Raw genomic sequence first — 19,778 nt, 5'->3', positions numbered from 1 at the left:
CTCCCCGGATACCGCGGCTGAGCGGTCTAGGGAGCCAGCATACACCCCCGCTCCCGCCCCCCGGAGGGGGCCTCCCCCTCAGCCCCGCGCCCCCAGCACCTCCGCCTCGCGCTCGGGGGTCAGGAAGACCTTCTGCGGGGTCCCGGCGCTCCAGGCACGGGTGTCGCGGGCGGTGACCTCCGGGTCGGTGAGGGTCAGTCCGGCGGCCACGGCGCGGTCATTCGCCACGTCCATCAAGCCGCCCTGCGGTCCCCCGGCGGGCAGCCACAGCGGCACGTTCACCTCCTCACGTTCCAGCACCTCGGCGGGGGTCCAGACGGGCTGCGCGTCCGATCCCGTCGCCCCCCGTGCCACCGCCACGAACTCGCGCCAGCTCAGGCGCGGCCCGGCGAGGTTGTAGGCGCCGGAGAGGCCCCCCTCCAGCACCGCCTGCGTGAAGCGGGCGAGGTCGCGGGCGTCGATCACCTGCATGAAGTCCGAGCCGTCCCCCGGTGCGAGGAACTCGCCGCCCGCCGCCACCCGGTCCACCCAGTAGGTGTAGCGCCCGGTGGGATCGTAGGGTCCAGCCACGATCTGCGGGCGCAGCAGGACTGAGCGATCCCCGTAGACTTCCTCCACGATCCGCTCGCAGGTCACCTTGAGGGGGCCGTAGGTCTGCCCGTTGACCTCGGTTACGTCCTCCCCGGCCTCGGGGAGGAGGGGGTCGTCCTCGCGGACAGGGTGGCGGTCCGGTTCCCCGTACACGCTGACCGTGCTGACGAAGACGTACCGCCCGACCGACTCGCGCAGGGCCTCGGCGCTGGCCCGCACCTGCCGGGGCGTGTAGCCGCTCACGTCCACGCAGGCGTCCCAGGTGCGCCCAGAAAGCGCCGCAAGGCCCTCAGCGCCGCCGTCGCGGTCGCCCTTGAGCCGCTCCACCGTCTCCGGTAACTCGTCGGGGGTGCGCCCGCGCGTGAACACCGCGACCCGGTGTCCGGCGGAGAGGAGCGTCTCCACGATATGCCGCCCCACAAACTGGGTGCCGCCCAGCACCAGCACGTCCATGCCCTGTTTGGTCATGCGGGCAGCATTTCACGGGGCGGGAGGGTGCGGCTAGGGGCGGCTCCGCGTCTCCCCCTCCGCCAGGGCCGCCTCGCCCCGTTCGGTCAGGGCGTACGTTGCGCTGGACTGCCCTGGGCCGCCTTCCAGCGCGATCAGGCCCCGGCCTTCCAGCCCCTTGACGGTGACCACGCTCAGCCGCCGCCCCGCCAGCGTGTAGTACGGACCGCGCCCGGTCTGCCGCAGGTGCCGGACGAGGGCGGCGCCGTCCCGGAGGGCCGAAAGAACCCGCGCCTCAGCGTCTGTCAGGCCCACCTCTCCCCTCCCCTACCGACGCGTCCAGCGCCCGCCGAGTTCCTCGGCGAGGCCCATCAGCTGCAGCATCACCAGCGCCGTCTGCAGCTCTGCGAGGCCCAGCCCCGTCGCTCCCCGCAGATCGTCCAGGGTGGCGGGCGTGCTCAGCGCCGCGTACACGCGGGCCTGCTCGGGCGGGAGGTCGGGGGTGGGGGCGGCGGGGCCGTTCTCCCAGCCCAGTTCGGTCAGCACGTCGCCTGCCGTCTCGGTGAGCACCGCCCCCTCGCGCAGCAAGCGGTGTGGGCCAGCGGCGCGGGGGTCCCCGGCGCGGCCCGGCACCGCGAAGACGGTACGCCCACATTCCAGCGCGTGCGTAGCGGTGATGAGGGAGCCGCTCCTCAGTTCGCCCTCCACGACGACCACGCCCGCCGAGAGCGCCGCGATCAGGCGGTTGCGGGCCGGGAAATGGTGCTGGGCGGGGCCAGTGCCCAGCGGGTACTCGCTTACCAGGGTGAGTCGCCGGGACAGCGGCACGTTCTCGCTGGGATAGATGTAGTTCACCGCGCTTCCCAGCACGCCGAGGCTCAGGCCCCCGGCGTCCACCGTCGCCCGGTGCGCCTCGGTGTCGATGCCGCGCGCCAGACCGCTGACCACCGCCACCCCCCCCCGCGCGAGGTCGGCGGCGAGGTCGCGGGTCAGGGAACGGGCGTGCGGACTCGCGCCCCGCGTCCCCACGATTCCCACCGCGCGGGGCACCGCCGGGAGGTCGGGCAGCTCGCCCCGCACCCACAGCACCGCCGGGGGGTCACCCAGAGCTTCGAGGGCCTCCGGGTAGCCGGGCAGCCCGCGCCCCAGCAGGGTGACACCCTCGGCCTGGGCTTTGCGCAGCTCCGCCTCGGCCTGCTCGCGTGGCCCCGGCGTGCCGATGGCGGCGACCGTCTTGGCCTCCAGCCCCGGCACCCCCCGCAGCGCGGTCAGGGGCGCTGCGAGCGCTGCCCCCGCCGAGCCGAAGTGCCGCCGCAGGCTCTCGGTGCGGCGCGGCCCCAGCGCGGGCGTGAAGCGCAGGGTGAGCAGCGCGAGCAGTTCGGTCTGGGCAGCGGCGGAGTCAGCGGCGACGGTCACCCCCGGAGAATACGGCCCCTGCACGCCCGTCAGGACGCGGGGGCACCTGCCCCGATGGGGGTGTCCTCGGGGTGGTCGGCGATCTCCGCCTCGTCCTCCTCGTCGCCCAACTCCGGTCCGGGGAGGGTCAGGACGAACTCGGCCCCGCCTCCCGGCGCGTTGCCCGCTGTGAGGGTCCCGCCGTGCAGCGCCGCGATCTGCCGCGAGACGCTCAGGCCCAGGCCGCTGGAGCCGCTGCCGCTCACGAACGGCTCGAAGATGCGCTCACCCAGCTCGGGCGGCAGGCCGGGGCCGCTGTCCTGCACGGTGAAGGTGACATGCCCCGGCGTCTCGCTCAGGGTGAGCGTGACCTCGCCCTCCGGTCCGGCGGCGCGGCGGGCATTGGCGAGCAGGTTGCGCAGCGCCTGGGTCAGGCGGTCGGGGTCGCACAGCAGCATCCCGCCCCAGTCGCCCGCGAAGGTCGTCCCCGGCACCAGTCGGTCGAGCCGCCCACGCAGGGTCGCCGCCGGGATGAAGTGCCACGCGACCTTCATCTCCAGTTGCCCCCGCGCGAGCTGCATCAGGTCCTGGGTCGTGAAGGTCAGCTCGTCGGCCACCAGCGCGGCGCGGGCCACCTCGGGATCATCCGTGCGCTCGGTGGCCCGCGTGAGGCTGGCCCGCAGCACCGTGAGCGGGGCGCCCAGTTCATGCACGATCTGCCCCAGCAGTTGCTTCTCGCGGGCCTGCACCGCCTCGATGCGGACCAGCAGGCGGTTGAGGGCCGCGAGCAGACGGTGGACCTCGTCTTCCCGTTCCGGCAGCGGCAGGGTCGCCACGCTGCGGGCAGGGTCGATGCGGTCGGCGAGGTCGGCGGCCTCGCTGAGGTCCGCCAGCGCCCGCCGCCCCACCCACCAGCCCACGACCAGCATCAGGCCGGGGGTCAGCAGCAGCGCGAGCAGCAGGGCACGGGTGGCGCTCTCGCGGGCGTTCACGAGGTCGTCCTCGGGCAGCGCCACCCAGACGGTGCCGAAGTCCCCCGCCGGGCGGGTGGCGGCCCGCATCGGCGTGCCCAGGATCGGGAAGCGCCTCTGATCGGCGTAGGGAAAGGGCTCGCCCAGCTTCAGTTGCAAGAAGGCCGACGCCGCAACCACCCGGCCCTCCTCGTCAACGATGGCCGTGTAGCCGCTGATGGGCGGCGGCTTCTGGCCCAGACTGCCGGTGCCCTCAGGATCGCGGAAGCGTTCGGCCACCGCCTCGGCCCGGTCGTCCAGCCGCGCCTGAAACTGCCCGTCCATCCCGCGCAGCAGCAGCGTCAGGATGCCCACCCCCACCAGGCCGATCACCACCGTCGCCAGCAGCGTGTACACCAGCGCCAGCCGGAAGCGCAGGCTGTGCCGCCACGCCACGCGGGCCGACTCGAGGGGGGCCGGGCGGGTCACCGCGTCCCCCCGTCACGGCAAAGCCCCCCCACGTCGGCGCGGGAGGGGCACGGGGGGACGAACATGGCCGGTGCGGAAAGGGGGCTCAGCTCGCCTGAAGCACGTAGCCGACGTTGCGGATGGTGCGAATCCGCAGGTCGCTGGCCGCCTGCTCCAGTTTCTTGCGAAGCTGGCTGATGCGGACCTCCACCGAGTTGCTGTTGGGCGTCTCCCAGCCGTAGAGGTGCGACTCGATGTCCGCCCGCGAAAAGACCCGCTCGGGGGTCCGCATCATCAGTTCGAGGATCCGGGCCTCGTGCTCGGTGAGGTTGACATTCTTGTCGTTCACGGTCAGCAGCAGGCTGCTGGTGCTGAGGCTGGTGTTGCCCAGGTTCACGCCCGTCCCGGCGGCGGTGCGGCGCAGCAGCGCGGTGATGCGGGCGTCGAGTTCGGGCATGGCGAAGGGCTTGGTGAGGTAGTCGTCGGCCCCGGCGTTCAGCCCCGCCACCCGCTCCTGCACCCCCGAGCGGGCCGAGAGGACCAGCACCGGGGTACTGGAATACTGCCGCAGCGCCTGCACGAGGTCGAGGCCGTCCCCATCGGGCAGATTCAGGTCCAGCAGGATCAGTTGCGCCGAGTGGGTCCCCAGCCACGTCTGGGCGTCTTTTAGGGTGGCGGCGTGGTGCACGAGGTAATCGGCCGAGAGGTATTCCTTGAGCAGCGGGCCGAGGTGGGGATCGTCCTCCACGACCAGAATCTGGGCGAGCATTCAGCGGCCTCCTTCGGGGGCGGTCTTCTCCGTGGGGGTCGTCCGCAGGCCCGGTAACGTGAAGCTCTGGCCCGCAGGCTGCACGGTCAGCGAGAGCTTGAGGCCCGCCAGGAAGCGGGCCAGCGTCTGCTCGGTGTTGCCGACCTCCAGCGTGAGCTGCCCGGCCTTCAGGATTCCGGGATAGCTGCGTTGCACGCTGGCGTATACCCCACGTTCCTTTTCGTCATCGTTGCGGGAAAACAACAGCACCACGGGGCCGCTGTAGTTCCGAACCAGTTGCACGGTCATACGGCTCCCGCTGGTTTCGCCGTAACCCACCTGAATCTGTAACTCAGGGTCCCAGATGCTGAGCTTCAGCGCCCCGGCTCCGGAAGCCAGGGTCAGCAGCAGCGAGGTGGCAAGGGTACGGAAGCGGGTCATCACAGTCACTCTATCCAATCCGGCAGTCCGTGCCCGTGGGCCAGGACCCCATGACCACGCACCCTAGCGCCCCAAGCTGACGCCCCTTTGACCCGGCCCTGACCTCGCCTTCATGCTTTGAAAAGCAAAGCGGCCAGCCGGGAGGGGCTGACCGCTGGGGGTGGCAGTGCTTTACATCGCTTCCAGCATCAGGCGGTCGGGGTTTTCCAGCAGCCGGATCACTTCCTTGCAGAAGCGGGCGGCCTCCGCCCCGTCCACCAGGCGGTGGTCGAAGGAGAGCGAGAGGTACATCATGTGCGCGACTTCGATCTCGTCACGCTCGTTGACGATGGGCCGCTTCACGATGGAGTGGACGCCCAGAATGGCTGCGTCGGGCACGTTGATGATCGGGAAGGAGAACAGCGCCCCGATGGAGCCGATGTTCGTCACTGAGAAGGTGCTGCCCGCCAGCTCGTCGGGGGTGAGCTTGCCCGCCCCCGCGCGGCCCGCGAGGTCGGTGACCTGCCCGGCGAGTTCGAAGATGCTCTTGTGGTTCACGTCCCGCAGCACAGGCACGGTGAGGCCCGCGTCGGTGGCGACCGCCATGCCGACGTTGTAGTACCGCTTCATCACGATCTCGCCCGTCGCCTCGTCGAACGACGAGTTGAGGCTGGGGTACTTCTTCAGCGCGGCGGCGACCGCCTTGAAGATGAAGGGCAGGTAGGAGAGCTTGACGCCCGCCGCCTGCGCGTCGCCCTTCACACGCTCGCGGAACTGCACCAGTTTGGTGAGGTTGACCTCGTCCACGGTCAGGGTGCGGACGGTGTAGAGGTGGCTGGCCTGCATCTGGTTGGAGATGGCGCGGCGCATGCCCCGCAGCGGCACCCGGTCTTCGAGGTGCTCGTAGCCCTTGGGCGTGCGGTACTGAACGGGGGGAACGGGCAGGCCGCCCGCGCCTTTCGCCGCTGCCGGAGCGGGTTGGGGAGCCGGAGTGGGAGCGGGCTGTGCCTGGGGCTGGGGCGTCGGCGCCGTCACGGGGGACGGGGCGGCCTGCCCAGCCTGTCCGGCGTGGGTCACCACGTCATCCACCCGCACCCGGCCGTTGGGGCCGCTGCCCGCGACCTGCGCGAGATCGATGCCGAGTTCCCGCGCCCGCTTCCGCGCCGCCGGGACCGCGAGGACCCGCCCGTCGGTGCGCCCGGAGGGGGTCTGCTGGCGGTTCAGGATGCTTCCGGTGCCCCCGGTGTAGGTGCCCGGCGCCCCGCTCCCCGCGCGGTTCTCCAGCCCCCGCAGGCTGACCGTCTCGTCGGAGGCGAAGGCTTTGAACAGGCTGGAGTCGTCCCCGTCGTCCTTCTGGGCATGTCCGGCCTCCACGATGCTTCCGCCCACCTGCTCGCGTTCCTCGGCAGCCTGGGTGGGAAGCTGGGCGTCCACGGTCGTGGGGTTCTCCCCGGTGTCCTGAATCCCCTGGGTGACGCTGGGGGCGGTGGACTGGCCGGCGTTCTGCACCGTCTCCCCTCCCCCGCCCGCGGCTCCGGCCGCCGCGCCCGCTTCCGCGATGATGGCGATGGGGGCATGCACGGCCACCACGTCGCCCTCCTGCGCGAGGCGCTGCTGGAGCACGCCCGCGTAGGGGCTGGGCAGTTCGACGGTGACCTTGTCGGTCATGACTTCGCACAGGGGCTGTTCCAGGGCCACCGTATCGCCCTCATTCACCAGCCACTTCAGGATTTCGCCCTCGACCACGCTCTCGGCGAGTTCGGGCAGCAGGACTTGTTTCACTTGTTCACCTCGGCAAAAAAGGGGGCGGGAAAACGGTCAGCGGAGAAAGAGGATGCGGGCCAGGCCATACAGCAGCAGCAGGGCCGCCACCCCCTGAATGAAGCGGTCGCCCTGCGCATAGCGCCACGTCGCCGCGCCCAGCGCCACGAAGGCGGCACCGGCCAGCAGATCCGGCCACGGCTGCGGCAACTGCCCCAGCAGGGGGTACACCGTGAAGCCGATCGCCAGGCCCAGGGCGCCCAGCACCCACCGCCAGACGTCGGGCTTCACGGCTTCCCCGGCATCAGTAGTTCAGGGCCTGCACGCAGGCGGCGGCGATGCGGTTCGGGCCGGGCAGGTAGATCTTGTCCTGCACGTAGGGGTACGGGATGTCGAAGCCCGCCACCTGCACTACCGGCGAGAGAAGCTGGTCGAACAGTTCCTCCTGAATGACGTACGCCACCTCCCCCATGAAGTTGGAGGTGCGCGGCGCCTCGCTGACGAGGACCGCCCGCCCGGTCTTGGACACGCTCTCCAGCACCAGCTCGCGGTCCCAGGGCACCAGCGAGCGCAGGTCAATGACTTCGGCCTCCATGCCTTCGGCCGCCAGCGCGGCGGCGGCCCGCTCGGCGTCGGGCATCACGCCGCCGTAGCCGATGAGGGTGAGGTCACGGCCCTCACGGCGAACCGCACCCTTGCCGATTTCGACGGTGTAATCGCCGGTGGGCACCGCGCCCTTGGCGGCGCGGTAGAGCCGTTTGGGTTCGAAGTAGATCACCGGGTCATCCCCGCGCACGGCGGCCTTGAGCAGCCCCTTGGCGTCGTAGGGGGTGCTGGGCATCACGACCTTGAGGCCCGGCGTGTGGGTGAAGTAGCTTTCCGGGCTCTGGGAGTGGTGGTGCCCGCCCTTCACGCCGCCGCCCGAGGGGGTGCGGATCACCATCGGCGCGGTGAACTGCCCGCCGGAGCGGTAGCGGATCTTGGCCGCCTGGCTGATGATCTGGTCGAAGCCCGGCCCCATGTAGTCGGCGAACTGGATCTCGGCGATGGGCCGCATTCCCCGCACGGCCATCCCGACCGCCGCCCCCACGATGCTGGCTTCCGAGAGCGGGGTATCGAAGACGCGCTTCTTGCCGAACTCGGCCTGAAGGCCCGCCGTCGCCAGGAAGACGCCGCCACGGGCACCAACGTCCTCCCCGAAGACCACGACCCGCTCGTCGCGGGCGAGTTCCTCGCGCATGGCCTCGGTGACGGCCTGAATCAGGGTCAGGGTGCGGGTCTCCCACGCTCCCGTTCCGGCCTGTGCCTGGTTCTGGGTGGCGGTCATGCGCGGCCCCCGGCAGCGGGCTGCTCGGCCCGCAGGAAGTCTTCCTGAAGCTCCAGATGCACCGGCTTGTCGGCGTACACGTCCTCGAACATGATCTCCCAGCCCGGCTGCCCGCTCGCCTCGGCGGTCAGGACGGCCTCGTCCACCTCGCGGTGGGTCGCGGCCACGAGGTCACGAATCTCCTGCGGGTCGATGGGCGCCCCGAGGTGCTCCAGCAGCCGCTCCACGCGGGTGATGGGGTCGCGGGCTTCCCACTCGGCCACTTCCTCGCGGGTGCGGTAGTGCTTCTCGGCGTCGGCGTCCGCGTTGGAATGCGAGCCGATGCGGTAGGTCAGGCACTCGACGAGGGCGGGACCCTCGCCAGCGCGGACCCGCCCGGCCACGTGCTCCATCACTTCCATGACCGCCACGATGTCGTTGCCGTCCACGTAATAGCCGGGCATCCCGTAAGCCTTGGCCTTGATGTGGATCGTCTCGCTGGCCGTCTGCTCGCGCAGGTGGGTGCTGATCGCCCACTGGTTGTTCTCGCAGACGAACAGGCAGGGTGCCCCGGAGGCTCCCGCCATGTTCATCCCCGCGTGCCAGTCGCCCTCGCTGGTCGCGCCGTCCCCGAAGGTGCAGACGGTGATCTCGTCGGTGCCGAGGTACTTCTGGGCCATCGCCGTGCCTGCCGCCGGGGGAACCTGCGACGCGATGGACGACGAGATGGACACGAAGCGCTTGTCCGCCACCCCGAAGTGGTGCGGCATCTGGCGGCCCCGGCACAGGTCGGAGTTGGTGCCCAGGCACTGGCTCACGATGTCCAGCATCGAGATGCCCATCGCCAGGCCCAGCGTGTGGTCGCGGTAATACGGCCAGACCCAGTCGTGCCCCACCCGCAGCGAGTGGGCGAGGCCCACCTGGGTGGCTTCCATGCCGCTGGCCTGGGCATAGAAGGTGGTGCGGCCCTGCCGCAAGAGCGTGACGAGTTTCTTGTCGAACTCCCGCGCCCGCACCATCTGGCGGTGCAGTTCACGCAGCAGCTCGGGCGTGAACCGGGCGGGCAGTTCCCGGATTGGTTGGCCGTCTTCAGACACCCAGCGCAGGGGGTCAGACGTGAACGGCTGAATCATGAGGGGCCTCCTGAGCGGCAGGGCCGGAGGGCGCCCAGGGGGCGCGGCACCGGACATACGACACATAACCTAACGCTCGTTCGGGATTCTAGACCATGCACCTGCGCCGCCGGATGGATGGGCCACCTGAACCGGACGGAGTTCCGGTTTCACGTGAAACCTCCCCGGCACCGTGAGCCGTCCCCGTGTGATGGGAGGGTCGCCGCTTTAGACTCCCCCCGATGAGCGGCTGGAACGTGATCGTGATCGGCGGGGGCCACGCGGGGCTGGAGGCAGCCTGGGCGGCAGCGAAGTTCGCCCGCACCGCCCTGCTCGTGGGCAATCCCGCCACCGTGGGCCGGATGCCCTGCAACCCGGCGGTGGGCGGCCCCGGCAAAAGTCAACTGGTGTTCGAGGTCCAGGCCCTGGGCGGACTGATGGGCCGCTTGGCGGACGAGACGGCGATTCATACCCGCGTGCTGAACGCGAGTAAGGGACCCGCCGTGCAGTCCCTACGCGTGCAGAACGAGCGCGACGCCTACGCCGAGCGTGCCCAAGACGTGATCTTCGGTCACCCCGGGATCGAGATCGTGCGGGGCGAGGCGGCCGACCTTGAACCCGATGGCCGGGGAGGCTGGTTCGTCGTGACGACAGATGGACGGCGCCTGGCGGCCCGGAGTGTGGTCGTTGCGGCTGGAACCTTCCTGCGCGGCGTGACCTGGTATGGCCGCCAGTCCCGTGCCGAGGGGCGTCAGGGCGAGCCGCCCGCCCGATTCCTCAGCCAACCGCTGGCCCGCGCGGGGCACCGGCTCAAGCGGTACAAGACCGGGACGCCGCCCCGCGTCCGGGCTGACTCCGTGCGCTTCGCCGACCTGCTGGAAATCCCCGCCGACCCGCAGCCGCGCGGCTTTACCGGACAGCCCGGCCCCCGCGCCGCCGAGTCACCGACCTGGCAGACCCACACGACCGCCGAGACGCACCGCCTGATTGGCGAGAACCTCCACGAGTCCCCGATGTACGCCGGAGACATCGAGGGTCTCGGCCCCCGCTACTGCCCGAGCATCGAGGACAAGGTCGTGCGGTTTGCCCACCACGATCGCCACCTGCTCTTTGTGGAGCCGGACGGGGTACAGACCAGCGAAGTTTATCTTCAGGGCTTCAGCTCCTCGCTGCCGCCACGCCTTCAGGACGCCCTGGTGCGGACACTGCCCGGTTTCGAGCAGGCGGTGATTCAGCGCTACGCCTATGCGGTGGAATATGACGTGGTGGATTCCACCGAACTCACCCTCAATCTGGAATCCCGGCTTCTCCCCGGCGTATTCACGGCCGGGCAGATCAACGGCACCAGCGGCTACGAGGAGGCGGCGGCACAGGGACTGGTGGCAGGCACAGCGGCGGCGCGGCGGGCCTTGGGTCTGGAGGAGCATCAGGTTTCACGTGAAACGGGGTACATCGGTGTGATGCTGGATGACCTCGTCTTCAAAGGCAGCGACGAACCCTACCGTATGATGACCAGCCGGGTGGAACACCGCCTGCTGATGCGTCAGGACAATGCCGACGAGCGGATGACAGGCCTGGGACAGCAGCTGGGACTGGTGAAGGAGAGCAGCGCGCGAACCGTCACAGAGAAATACGCCCGGGTGTCGTCTGGCGTGGAGGCGTTGCGCCGCCAGCGGGTCAACGGTCAGCCTGCCGATGCCCTGCTGCGGCGTCCGGAGTTCACCCTTGCCGATGTCGAAGCCCTGGGGGCCACGCTGCCGCCCCTAGGCGAGGCCGAGCGCGAGGCGGTCGAGATCCGGGTGAAGTACGCGGGCTATATCGAGCGGGCCGAGCGGCAGCTTCAGGCAGAGGCCAAGGGCAGTGAGTTGAGCCTGGACGGGGTGGATTTTGCCGCTCTGGGCAGCCTGTCGAACGAGGCCCGTGAAAAGCTCACGCGGGCACGCCCCTCGACGGTGGGGCAGGCCACGCGGGTCCCCGGCGTGCGGCACGCGGATATCAGCGCCCTGCTGGTTCATCTGCGTCAGGCCCAGAGCGTTTCACGTGAAATCTGATAGCCCCGGCTCAGCCTCGCAGGGCTACCATGCCCCAGTGATGACTGAACAGACGGGTAGGCACAGCTGGTGACACCGGAGGCGACAGCGCTGCTGCTCCAGGGTGGGGGGGAGCTTGGCCTCGACCTCTCTTCACACGTGGAATCATTCACGAGGCTGCTGAAGCTGCTTCAGCAAGGAGCGGCTCAGACCAACCTCACCGCCCTGCGCGACGAGCGCGACATCGTTCTGAAGCATTTCGTGGACTCGCTGACCTGCCTACGGGGGAGTTGGCTAGGCGGTGACGGCCGGGTGCTGGACCTGGGGACGGGCGCAGGATTTCCAGCCCTTCCCCTCGCCATCGTGCAGCCGGAATTGCGATTCACTCCGGTGGACGCCACCGCGAAAAAGATCGCCTTCGTGACCCGCACGGCGGCGGCCCTGGAACTGAGCAACGTCACGCCTCTGACCGCCCGCGCCGAGACACTGGGGCGGGACCCGGCCCACCGCGAGGGCTACGGCCGGGTCGTCACCCGAGCGGTGGCCTCGCTGCCCGCCCTGGCCGAACTTGCCCTGCCACTGCTGCGGGAGGGAGGTGTGCTGGTCGCCCAGAAAGGCCCCATCTCCCCAGAGGAACTGGAGGCGGGCCGTCTCGCCGCCGCCGAGGTCGGGGGAGAGGTGCGGGCGGTGGACGCCTTTGCCCTCCCCGTACTGGGGGAAGCGCGGACGTTGGTGGTGGTCGAGAAGACTGGCCCCACCCCCGAACGCTACCCCCGCCGCGAGGGCGTTCCGGCCCGCAAGCCGTTATTCTGGCGGGCGACGTGAAGACCCTCGGGATCGTGAACCAGAAGGGGGGCGTGGGCAAGACGACCACCGCCATCAACCTCGCCGCCTACCTCGCGGCGGGGGGGCGGCGGGTGCTGCTGCTCGACATGGACCCGCAGGGCAACGCGACGAGCGGCCTGGGCCTGCGCGGCGCCGAGGCCGGGCTGTACGAGGCGCTCGCCGAGCCCGGCCGGGCGGCCGAGTTCGTCCGGCCCACCGCGCAAGACGGCCTGGACGTGCTGCCCGCCACCCCCGACCTCGCCGGGGCCGGGGTCGAACTCTCCGACGACCCGGAGGCGCTGACGCGGCTGCTGGGGGCGGTGCAGGGCTACGATCTCGCTTTGATCGACGCGCCGCCCTCTCTGGGGCCGCTGACCGTGAACGTGCTGGCGGCTGCCGACGCCCTGCTGATTCCCCTCCAGGCCGAGTATTACGCGCTGGAGGGGCTGGCCGGGCTGATGGAGACGGTCGAGCGGGTGCGGGGGGGCCTGAATCCCCGGCTGCGGGTGCTGGGGGTGGCGATCACCATGTTCGACGGCCGCACCAACCTCGCGCAGGAGGTCGAGACGATGGTGCGCGGGCATTTCGGGGAACTGGTGTTCTGGTCGGTGGTGCCGCGCAACGTGCGGCTCTCGGAGGCCCCCAGCTTCGGCAAGCCCATCGGGGCCTTCGCGCCGCTCTCCAGCGGGGCCGCCGCCTACAAGCGCCTCGCCGAGGAGGTGATGCAGCGTGTCGAGAAAATCTAGCCTGGGGCGGGGTCTCGACGCGCTGCTCAGCAAGCCCCAGCCCACGCCGGACACGGCGGCAGGTGGGGGAGGGGTGCAGACCGTGCCCGTGGGCCGCATCGTGCAGGCGGCCTACCAGCCCCGGCAGGTCTTCGAACCGGAGCCGCTGGCGGAACTCGCGGGCAGCATCCGCGAGAAGGGCGTGCTGCAGCCCCTCTTGCTGCGCCCGCGCGGCGAGAACTTCGAGATCGTGGCGGGTGAGCGGCGCTGGCGGGCCTCGCAACTCGCCGGGTTGACCGAGGTGCCCGCGATCATCCGCGACCTCGGGGACCGCGAGGCGCTGGAAATCGCCATCATCGAGAACCTTCAGCGCGAGGACCTCGGGCCGCTGGAAGAGGCGCGGGCCTACCAGACGCTACTGGAGCAGGGGCTGAATCAGGAGGGAGTGGCGCGGGCAGTGGGCAAGGGCCGCTCGACCGTCTCCAACGCCCTGCGGCTGCTGACCCTGCCGGGGGAAGCGCTGCGGGCGCTGGAGGGGGGCGAGATCAGCGCCGGGCACGCCCGCGCGGTCCTGGCCCAGCCGGAGGGCGACCGACTGTGGGCGCTGGACCAGATCCGTGCCCGCCGCCTCAGCGTCCGGGAGGCCGAGGCCCTGCAACGCGAGACCCGCGGAGCGGCTGGCCCCATCCCGGTCAACCCACCCCGCGCCCACCGTCAGGTCGAACTCGCCCTGAGCCGCCGCACGGGCACCCGGGTCCGCATCACGGGCGAGGACAAGGGCCGGGTGGAACTGAGCTTTGCCTCGCGCGAGGAACTCGACCGCCTGCTGGAGCTGCTGGGCTACGCTGCCGACGAGTAGCCCAGCGGGGCTGAAGGAGGTCCACGGGGAAGGGGCACAGGTCAACCGCCTGTGCCCCCTCCCGCTTGAGTCCCGGCTCACCGACCGGCAATCCCTGGGGACGCTTACCGGAACAGCTCGATCACCTTGATCAGGGTCTGCCAGATCGCCCACGTCATCGGGATGAGGACGACGAGCCAGGCCAGCACGACAGCGGCGGGAGACGTTAGCCGTCAGGCGGTCTGCCGAGCGGGGGGCGTGGTAACGGGCGGCGACAGGCCGCACGAGCAGGTTGGCGACGAAGCCCACCACGAGGAGACCGGCCATGATCCACATGACGGTGGAGTACGCCTGCGAGGCGGGCACCCCGGCGGCAATCTGACGGTCACAGAAGCCGTTCACCAGTGTTGGACCGGCGATGGCCGCCGCGCTCCAGGCAAGGAGCAGGCGGCCGTGGATGGCACCGACATTCAGGGTGCCGAACAGGTCGCGCAGGTAGGCGGGAATGGTGGCGAAGCCGCCGCCATACATGCTCATGATGACGCCGAAGCCCAGCACGAACAGCACCAGGCTGGCCATGTTGCCGAAGATCGGGATCAGGAAGTACAGCACCGTGCCCAGTGCGAAAAAAATCATGTAGGTCGGCTTGCGCCCGATGCGGTCGGAGGTGGAACTCCACAGGAGACGGCCGCCCATATTGAACAGGCTCAGCAGGCCCACGAAGCCCGCCGCCGCCGTGGCCGTCACGCCCGCTCCCGCTCCCAGGACGCGGTCGCTGAACATCTCCTGAATCATCACCGAAGCCTGCCCGAGAACCCCGATTCCGGCCGTCACGTTGCAGAACAGCACCACGAACAGCAGCCAGAACTGCGGGGTCCGCACCGCCTGCTCGACCGTCACATTGTGGGTGCTGATCATGCCGTGGGTGGCGGCCTCGGTGGGCGGCGTCCAGCCCTCCGGCGTCCAGCCTGCACGCGGCACCCGGACCAGAAAGGCCCCGAACATCATCAGCGCGAAATACAGGGCCGCCATCGTGACGAAGGTGGGCACGATCCCGAAGTTGGGGCCGCCATACGCCGCCATCAGCGAGGTGCCCAGCGGGCTGCCCAGCAGCGCCCCGCCGCCGAAGCCCATGATCGCCAGGCCCGTGGCGAGGCCGGGACGGTCCGGGAACCACTTCATCAGCGTCGAGACGGGGCTGATATACCCCAGCCCCAGGCCGATGCCGCCCAGCACCCCGTTGCCCAGGATCACCAGCCAGAGCTGGTGGGTCGCCACGCCCAAGGCCGCGACCAGAAAGCCGCCGCAAAACAGCAGGGCCGAGGTGAACATGGTGCGCCGGGGGCCGACCCGCTCGACCCATTTCCCGAAGAGGGCCGAACTCGCCCCCAGGAAAAACAGCGCCACCGAAAAGATCAGGCCGACCTGAAACAGCGACCAGTCACCCGGCGCTCCGGTCTCGGCCGTCAGGTCGCCGCTGATCAGGCGGCTGAGCGGCTTGTTGAACACGCTGTAGCCGTAAATCTGCCCGATGGACAGGTGGACGGCCAGCGCCGCGGGCGGCACCAGCCAGCGGTTGAAGCCGGGCGGCGCGACGGAGTGCTCGCGGTCAAGAAAGGACATGACAACCTCCTGGCGAGAGCGGCGACGGGGGCGGACGGGAGAGACGCAGAAGGGGAGGGGGGAGGGCGGAAAGCTTCGGGCCAGGGACCCGGCGAACGCTAGAGCCGCAGGCGTTCGGGAACGCTATAGACGTTGAAGCGCTCGCCGCGCACGAAGCCCAGCAGCGTCAGGCCGAAACTCCCGGCCAACTCGGCGGCGAGGCTGGTGGGGGCAGACACGGCGCACACGACGGGAATCCCGGCCAGCGCGGCCTTTTGCACGATCTCGAAGCCCGCGCGGCTGCTCACGGCGAGGACGTGGTCGGACAGCGGCAGCCGGTCCCGCGCGAGCGCCCAGCCCACCACCTTGTCGACCGCGTTGTGGCGGCCCACGTCCTCATGAACGACCAGGCACTCCCCGTCCGCGGTGAACAGGCCCGCCGCGTGCAGCCCGCCCGTCGCGTCGAAGAGGGGCTGGGCCGCCCGCAGCCGCTCGGGCAGAGCGCCCACCAGTTCAGGACTCAGGGGCGGCCGGGTCCACACCGCAGGCCCGGCCCGCAGCGCCAGCCGCTCGATGCTGCCGGTTCCGCACACCCCGCAGGCGCTGGACGTGAAGGTGTGCCGCGAGAGGGTCCGCACGGCCGCGAAGCCCGAGCGCAGCCTCACCCGCAGCACGTTGGGCGTGCTCAGCCCGCCCTCGCGCCACTCGGAGATGCCCAGCACGTCCTCCGGCCCGGAGATGGCCCCCTCGGCGTACAGAAAGCCGCGCACGAGGTCGTGGTCCGCACCGGGCGTGCGCATGGTGACGCCCACGGACTGCTCCTCCCCCCCCTGCACCAGCCGAATTTCGAGCGGCTCCTCGACGGCCACCCGGTCGTCGGCGGACGTGACGCTGCCGCGTTCGTAGCGCAGGACGGGGCGGGGGGCAGACTCGGCGGCGGTCATGGGCTCAGGTGTGGGGCACCGGGGGCGTGTTGCCGTACTCCTCGCGCTCGCGCAGGCCCCGGCCAAAGCCGCGCAGCACGTCGACCAGCGCCCCCAGCGCGAGGCCCAGGTCGGGGTCGCGGCTGAGCGTGAGCAACTCCTTCATGCCGATCTGCTGGCGGTGCTGCACCCGCTGGGCGCCCGCCCGGATACCGTCCGCGAGCGCCCCCGACACGGTGGTGATCGCCTCCGGCTCGATGCTCCCCAGCAGCTTCACGAGTTCGAGGAGGTTGCGAATCGCCCGCACGCTGCCGGGTTCGTTCAGCACCTCCAGCGCGTGAAAGGCGAGGCCGCCGCCCCCCTCCACCACCCGCGTCAGGGTGTGCAGCACCTTGCGCTCGTGCAGTACCTGAAGCAGCTCGATGGCCTCCAGCAGGGCGTCGGCCCCCCCGGCCGTCCCGGTCGCCAGCCGCTCCTCTGGGGTGGGAAGCAGCGTCCGGGCGTCGAAGTCAATCGCTTTGGCCATCAGTCGTCCCCTCCCACGGGGTCAGGCTGCGTTCCGCGCAGCGCCGAGAGTCGGTTGTACAGGGCACCTGGAAAACGGTAGTCCGCCCGCTGCCACTTGCGCTCGACTTCCACGCCGCGCTGCGGGGTGGGGTGGCCGTAGCGGTGGTTCACGCGCGGCAGCGGATTGTCGCCCATCTCCGGCAGCACCTCCAGACGCACCGCCGTGTCCTTGTAGGCGGGCGTGTGAGTGCTGGGATCGGTGTGGCTGCCGGTCAGGCGATTGACCGCGTCGCGGGCCGAGGGGTTGTTCATCGGCATGTAGAGTTGCTTGCCCTGCACCCGGTCGGTCACGTGGACCCGCACCCGCACCGCCCCGTGGCGCGAAACCAGCCGCACGAAGCGCCCGCTTTCGAGGCCGCGCTCGCGGGCGAGTTCCGGCGATACCTCCACGAGCGAGCCGGGCACCTTCTGGCTGATGCCCGCCGACTTGAAGGTCATGTTGCCCTCGTGGAAGTGCTCCAGCATCCGGCCGTTGTTGAGGTGCAGGTCGAACTCTTCGTTCGGTACCTCCAGCGGCGCGATGAACTCGGCCGGGTAGAGCCGCGCCTTGCGGTCGGGAAAGGGGAAGCCTTCCGTGAACAGCAGCGGCGTGTCGCTTCCATCGGGCAGCATGGGCCACTGCAACGAGCGGAAGCCCTCCAGCCGCTCGTAGGTCACGCCAGAGTACAGCGGCACCAGCGAGGCGACCTCGGCCATGATCTCGGCGGGGTGCGCGTAGGACCAGCCCGCGCCCATGGCGTTGGCGACGCCCTGGATGATCTCCCAGTCGGGGCGGCTCTGGCCCAGCGGCTCCAGGGCGCGGTAGAGGCGCTGGATGCGGCGCTCGGTGTTGGTGAAGGTGCCGTCCTTCTCCAGGCTGGGGCTGGCGGGCAGCACCACGTCCGCGAACTGCGCCGTGCGGCTGAAAAACACGTCCTGCACCACGAAGAAGTCGAGCTTCTCAAAGGCTGCGTCCACGTAGTTCGCGTTCGCGTCCACCAGGCCCATCTCCTCGCCCTTGAGGTACATGGCCCGCAGGGTGCCGTCGTGGACCGCGTGGACCATCTCGTGGTTGTCCAGGCCCTTGTTCTGCGGGAGGGGCACGCCCCACGCCGCCGCGAACTTCTCCTGCACCGCCGGGTCCTCGACCTTCTGGTAGCCGCCCACGAAGCCGGGCATGGCGCCCATGTCGGAGGCCCCCTGCACGTTGTTGTGTCCGCGCAGGGGGTAGGACCCGGCGCCGGGGCGCATGTAGTTTCCGGTGATCAGCAGCAGGTTGGAAATCGCCGTGGAGGTTTCCGAGCCGCTGCACTGCTGGGTCACCCCCATCGCCCACAGGATGCAGGTGCCGTCGGCCTGCACGATCTCGTGCGCGATCTGCCGCAGGGTGTCCTGGGGGATGCCGGTGATCTCCTCGGCGTGGGCGAGGGTGTACGGGGCGATGCTGGCCCGGTACTCGTCCAGGCCGTTGACCCACTGCTCAGTGAAGTCCCGCTTTTCCAGCCCCTCGTCGAGGATGTACTTCGCCACGGCGGTCAGCCACACGAAGTCGGTGCCGGGCACGGGGCGCACGAAGAGGTCGGCCCGCTGCGCCATCTCGTGCTCGCGCAGGTCGGCCACGATCAGGCGCTGGCCGCGCAGCTTGTGCGACCGCTTGACCCGCGTGGCGAGGACCGGGTGCGACTCGGCGGTGTTCGTGCCGATGCCGATGACCAGCCCGGCCTGCTCGATGTCGTGGATGGACCCCGAGTCGCCGCCGTAGCCCACCGTGCGCCACAGGCCCATCGTGGCGGGAGACTGGCAGTAGCGCGAGCAGTTGTCCATGTTGTTCGTGCCGACGACCGCCCGCGCGAGCTTCTGCATCAGGAACGCTTCCTCGTTCGTGCATTTCGAGGAGGCGATAAAGGCCAGCGCGTCGGGGCCGTGCTGCCCGCGAATCTCCGTGAAGCGCCGGGCGATCAGGTTCAGCGCCTCGTCCCAGCTCGCCTCGCGGAAGGTGCCGTTCTCGCGGATCAGGGGCGTGGTCAGGCGCTCCTCGCTGTTCACGTAGTCCCAGCCGAACTTGCCCTTGATACAGGTCGAGACGCCGTTCGCCGGGCCGTGGGTCGGCTCGACCTTGAGGATGTGGCGCTCCTTGGTCCAGACCTCGAAGGAGCATCCCACCCCGCAATACGTGCAGACGGTCTTCGTGCGCTGGATCGACCCCTCGCGCATCGCCGACTCGGTGTCCGAGAGTTGCAGGATCGGTCCGTAGCCGATGGAGGGTTCCGCCGCCTTGACCAGATCGACCGCCGAGTGGAACACCGGCAGCGGCATGTCGGTCATCAGGCCCGCCTCGCCCAGCATGGACTTTTCCATCAGGGCGTTGCACGGGCAGACGGTGACGCAGTGGCCGCAGCTCACGCAGCTCGACTCGTTGATGGGCGAGCCGCCGTCCCACAGCACGCGGGGATGGGGGTCTTCCCAGTTGATGGAGAGCGTCTCGTTGACCTGAAGGTTCTGGCAGGCCTCCACGCAGCGCCCGCACAGGATGCACTGGTCGGGGTCGTAGCGGTAGAAGGGGTTGGACTCGTCCTTGGGATAGGGCTTGGGCTGGTACGGCGTGTCCTGATGCTCGACCTTCAGCAGCGCCGTGGTGTTGTGAACCACGCAGTTGCCGTTGTTGTTGTCGCAGACGGTGCAGTAGAGCAGGTGGTTGCCGAGCAGGCGGTCGAAGGCAGCCTTGCGGGAACTGCGGGCGGCGGTCGTCTCGGTCCGCACGGTCAGGCCGTGGGTGACCGGCGTGCCGCAGGCCCGCACGAGTTCGCCGTTGACCTCCACGAGACAGGTGTCGCAGGTCTGGATCGGGCCGAGCTGCGGGTGGTAGCACACCTGCGCCAGCTCCACCGAGGCGCGGTTGATCACCTCGACGAGGGGTTCGCCCGTCCTTGCGGGCTGCGGCACTCCGTTGACGGTCACGTGGGTATCAAAAGGCGGCAAGGCATCCTCCGGAGTCGGGTTCGGGATGAGGCGCGGCGGACCATGGGTTGTGGGCTGTGGCGGAAGTATAACGGCCGGGCGCGGCCGCCCGCAGGCCGGAAGGAGGCGTGGC

At 70.2% G+C, this 19,778-nt stretch carries 17 protein-coding genes and 1 pseudogene; 4 read left to right on the top strand and 14 right to left on the bottom strand.

What is annotated here, in order from left to right; genetic code table 11:
* Window positions 1-78: 78 nt before the first annotated feature.
* From C3K08_RS13910 to C3K08_RS13865, 10 genes are all read right to left on the bottom strand, one after another.
* Entirely contained in the window at window positions 79-1,059 is a 981-nt protein-coding gene (locus C3K08_RS13910; protein ID WP_104991830.1) for an NAD-dependent epimerase/dehydratase family protein, read from the bottom strand.
* 33 nt (window positions 1,060-1,092) lie between these two features.
* Window positions 1,093-1,353, bottom strand: a complete 261-nt coding sequence (locus C3K08_RS13905) for a hypothetical protein (RefSeq protein WP_104991829.1) — start codon at window positions 1,351-1,353, stop codon at window positions 1,093-1,095.
* Window positions 1,354-1,365: 12 nt separating this feature from the next.
* Entirely contained in the window at window positions 1,366-2,454 is a 1,089-nt protein-coding gene (dprA, locus tag C3K08_RS13900) for a DNA-processing protein DprA (protein WP_104991828.1), read from the bottom strand.
* 29 nt (window positions 2,455-2,483) lie between these two features.
* Window positions 2,484-3,872 (bottom strand): HAMP domain-containing sensor histidine kinase, encoded by a 1,389-nt coding sequence (locus C3K08_RS13895; RefSeq protein ID WP_104991827.1) that lies wholly within the window; start codon window positions 3,870-3,872, stop codon window positions 2,484-2,486.
* A gap of 85 nt (window positions 3,873-3,957) precedes the next feature.
* Window positions 3,958-4,620: a response regulator transcription factor gene (locus C3K08_RS13890; protein ID WP_104991826.1), complete on the bottom strand. Its 663-nt coding sequence runs from the start codon at window positions 4,618-4,620 to the stop codon at window positions 3,958-3,960.
* Window positions 4,621-5,040 carry a hypothetical protein gene (locus C3K08_RS13885; RefSeq protein WP_104991825.1) on the bottom strand — a complete coding sequence of 140 codons (420 nt, stop codon included), beginning with the start codon at window positions 5,038-5,040 and terminating at the stop codon, window positions 4,621-4,623.
* Between the two features lie 171 nt (window positions 5,041-5,211).
* Entirely contained in the window at window positions 5,212-6,801 is a 1,590-nt protein-coding gene (locus C3K08_RS13880; RefSeq protein ID WP_104991824.1) for a dihydrolipoamide acetyltransferase family protein, read from the bottom strand.
* Between the two features lie 36 nt (window positions 6,802-6,837).
* On the bottom strand, window positions 6,838-7,071 hold the full coding sequence (locus C3K08_RS13875; protein ID WP_104991823.1) for a hypothetical protein: 234 nt from the start codon (window positions 7,069-7,071) through the stop codon (window positions 6,838-6,840).
* Between the two features lie 13 nt (window positions 7,072-7,084).
* Window positions 7,085-8,107 (bottom strand): alpha-ketoacid dehydrogenase subunit beta, encoded by a 1,023-nt coding sequence (locus C3K08_RS13870; RefSeq protein ID WP_104991822.1) that lies wholly within the window; start codon window positions 8,105-8,107, stop codon window positions 7,085-7,087.
* The gene (locus C3K08_RS13865) at window positions 8,104-9,219 is read right to left on the bottom strand and encodes a thiamine pyrophosphate-dependent dehydrogenase E1 component subunit alpha (RefSeq protein WP_104991821.1); all 1,116 of its coding nucleotides are present in this window, start codon (window positions 9,217-9,219) and stop codon (window positions 8,104-8,106) included. The genes C3K08_RS13870 and C3K08_RS13865 overlap by 4 nt, the downstream gene beginning before the upstream one ends.
* 221 nt (window positions 9,220-9,440) lie before the next feature.
* Here C3K08_RS13865 and mnmG point away from each other — a divergent pair, with 221 nt between their 5' ends.
* The 4 genes from mnmG (at window position 9,441) to C3K08_RS13845 (ending at window position 13,637) form a co-directional block, all read left to right on the top strand.
* The gene (mnmG, locus tag C3K08_RS13860) at window positions 9,441-11,249 is read left to right on the top strand and encodes a tRNA uridine-5-carboxymethylaminomethyl(34) synthesis enzyme MnmG (protein WP_104991820.1); all 1,809 of its coding nucleotides are present in this window, start codon (window positions 9,441-9,443) and stop codon (window positions 11,247-11,249) included.
* Between the two features lie 69 nt (window positions 11,250-11,318).
* Window positions 11,319-12,053, top strand: coding sequence for a 16S rRNA (guanine(527)-N(7))-methyltransferase RsmG (rsmG, locus tag C3K08_RS13855; protein WP_104991819.1), 735 nt, complete (start codon window positions 11,319-11,321; stop codon window positions 12,051-12,053).
* A complete protein-coding gene (locus tag C3K08_RS13850) occupies window positions 12,050-12,799 on the top strand; it encodes a ParA family protein (protein ID WP_104991818.1) in 750 nt (249 codons plus the stop codon). The genes rsmG and C3K08_RS13850 overlap by 4 nt, the downstream gene beginning before the upstream one ends.
* On the top strand, window positions 12,783-13,637 hold the full coding sequence (locus C3K08_RS13845; RefSeq protein WP_104991817.1) for a ParB/RepB/Spo0J family partition protein: 855 nt from the start codon (window positions 12,783-12,785) through the stop codon (window positions 13,635-13,637). The genes C3K08_RS13850 and C3K08_RS13845 overlap by 17 nt, the downstream gene beginning before the upstream one ends.
* A 291-nt stretch (window positions 13,638-13,928) precedes the next feature.
* Here C3K08_RS13845 and C3K08_RS13840 read toward each other — a convergent pair.
* From C3K08_RS13840 to fdhF, 4 genes and pseudogenes are all read right to left on the bottom strand, one after another.
* Window positions 13,929-15,239, bottom strand: a pseudogene (locus C3K08_RS13840) (OFA family MFS transporter); the annotation flags it as partial.
* Between the two features lie 98 nt (window positions 15,240-15,337).
* Window positions 15,338-16,162 (bottom strand): formate dehydrogenase accessory sulfurtransferase FdhD, encoded by an 825-nt coding sequence (gene fdhD, locus C3K08_RS13835; protein WP_104991816.1) that lies wholly within the window; start codon window positions 16,160-16,162, stop codon window positions 15,338-15,340.
* Window positions 16,163-16,166: 4 nt separating this feature from the next.
* Window positions 16,167-16,667, bottom strand: a complete 501-nt coding sequence (locus tag C3K08_RS13830; RefSeq protein WP_104991815.1) for a DUF1641 domain-containing protein — start codon at window positions 16,665-16,667, stop codon at window positions 16,167-16,169.
* Complete coding sequence (gene fdhF, locus C3K08_RS13825; protein ID WP_104991814.1) at window positions 16,667-19,666, bottom strand: formate dehydrogenase subunit alpha; 3,000 nt, start codon at window positions 19,664-19,666, stop codon at window positions 16,667-16,669. Before fdhF ends, C3K08_RS13830 begins: the two co-directional genes overlap by 1 nt.
* Between the last annotated feature and the right edge of the window lie 112 nt (window positions 19,667-19,778).

It is taken from the genome of Deinococcus sp. NW-56 (genome assembly GCF_002953415.1).
GTDB lineage: Bacteria > Deinococcota > Deinococci > Deinococcales > Deinococcaceae > Deinococcus.
This window is presented reverse-complemented; position numbering and strand designations above follow the sequence as displayed.

Coding starts and splice junctions, on each gene's coding strand:
- C3K08_RS13910 (WP_104991830.1), bottom strand. CDS start 1,059: ATGACCAAACAGGGCATGGACGTGCTGGTGCTGGGCGGCACCCAGTTT.
- C3K08_RS13890 (WP_104991826.1), bottom strand. CDS start 4,620: ATGCTCGCCCAGATTCTGGTCGTGGAGGACGATCCCCACCTCGGCCCG.
- C3K08_RS13885 (WP_104991825.1), bottom strand. CDS start 5,040: ATGACCCGCTTCCGTACCCTTGCCACCTCGCTGCTGCTGACCCTGGCT.
- C3K08_RS13870 (WP_104991822.1), bottom strand. CDS start 8,107: ATGACCGCCACCCAGAACCAGGCACAGGCCGGAACGGGAGCGTGGGAG.
- C3K08_RS13865 (WP_104991821.1), bottom strand. CDS start 9,219: ATGATTCAGCCGTTCACGTCTGACCCCCTGCGCTGGGTGTCTGAAGAC.
- mnmG (WP_104991820.1), top strand. CDS start 9,441: ATGAGCGGCTGGAACGTGATCGTGATCGGCGGGGGCCACGCGGGGCTG.
- fdhD (WP_104991816.1), bottom strand. CDS start 16,162: ATGACCGCCGCCGAGTCTGCCCCCCGCCCCGTCCTGCGCTACGAACGC.
- C3K08_RS13830 (WP_104991815.1), bottom strand. CDS start 16,667: ATGGCCAAAGCGATTGACTTCGACGCCCGGACGCTGCTTCCCACCCCA.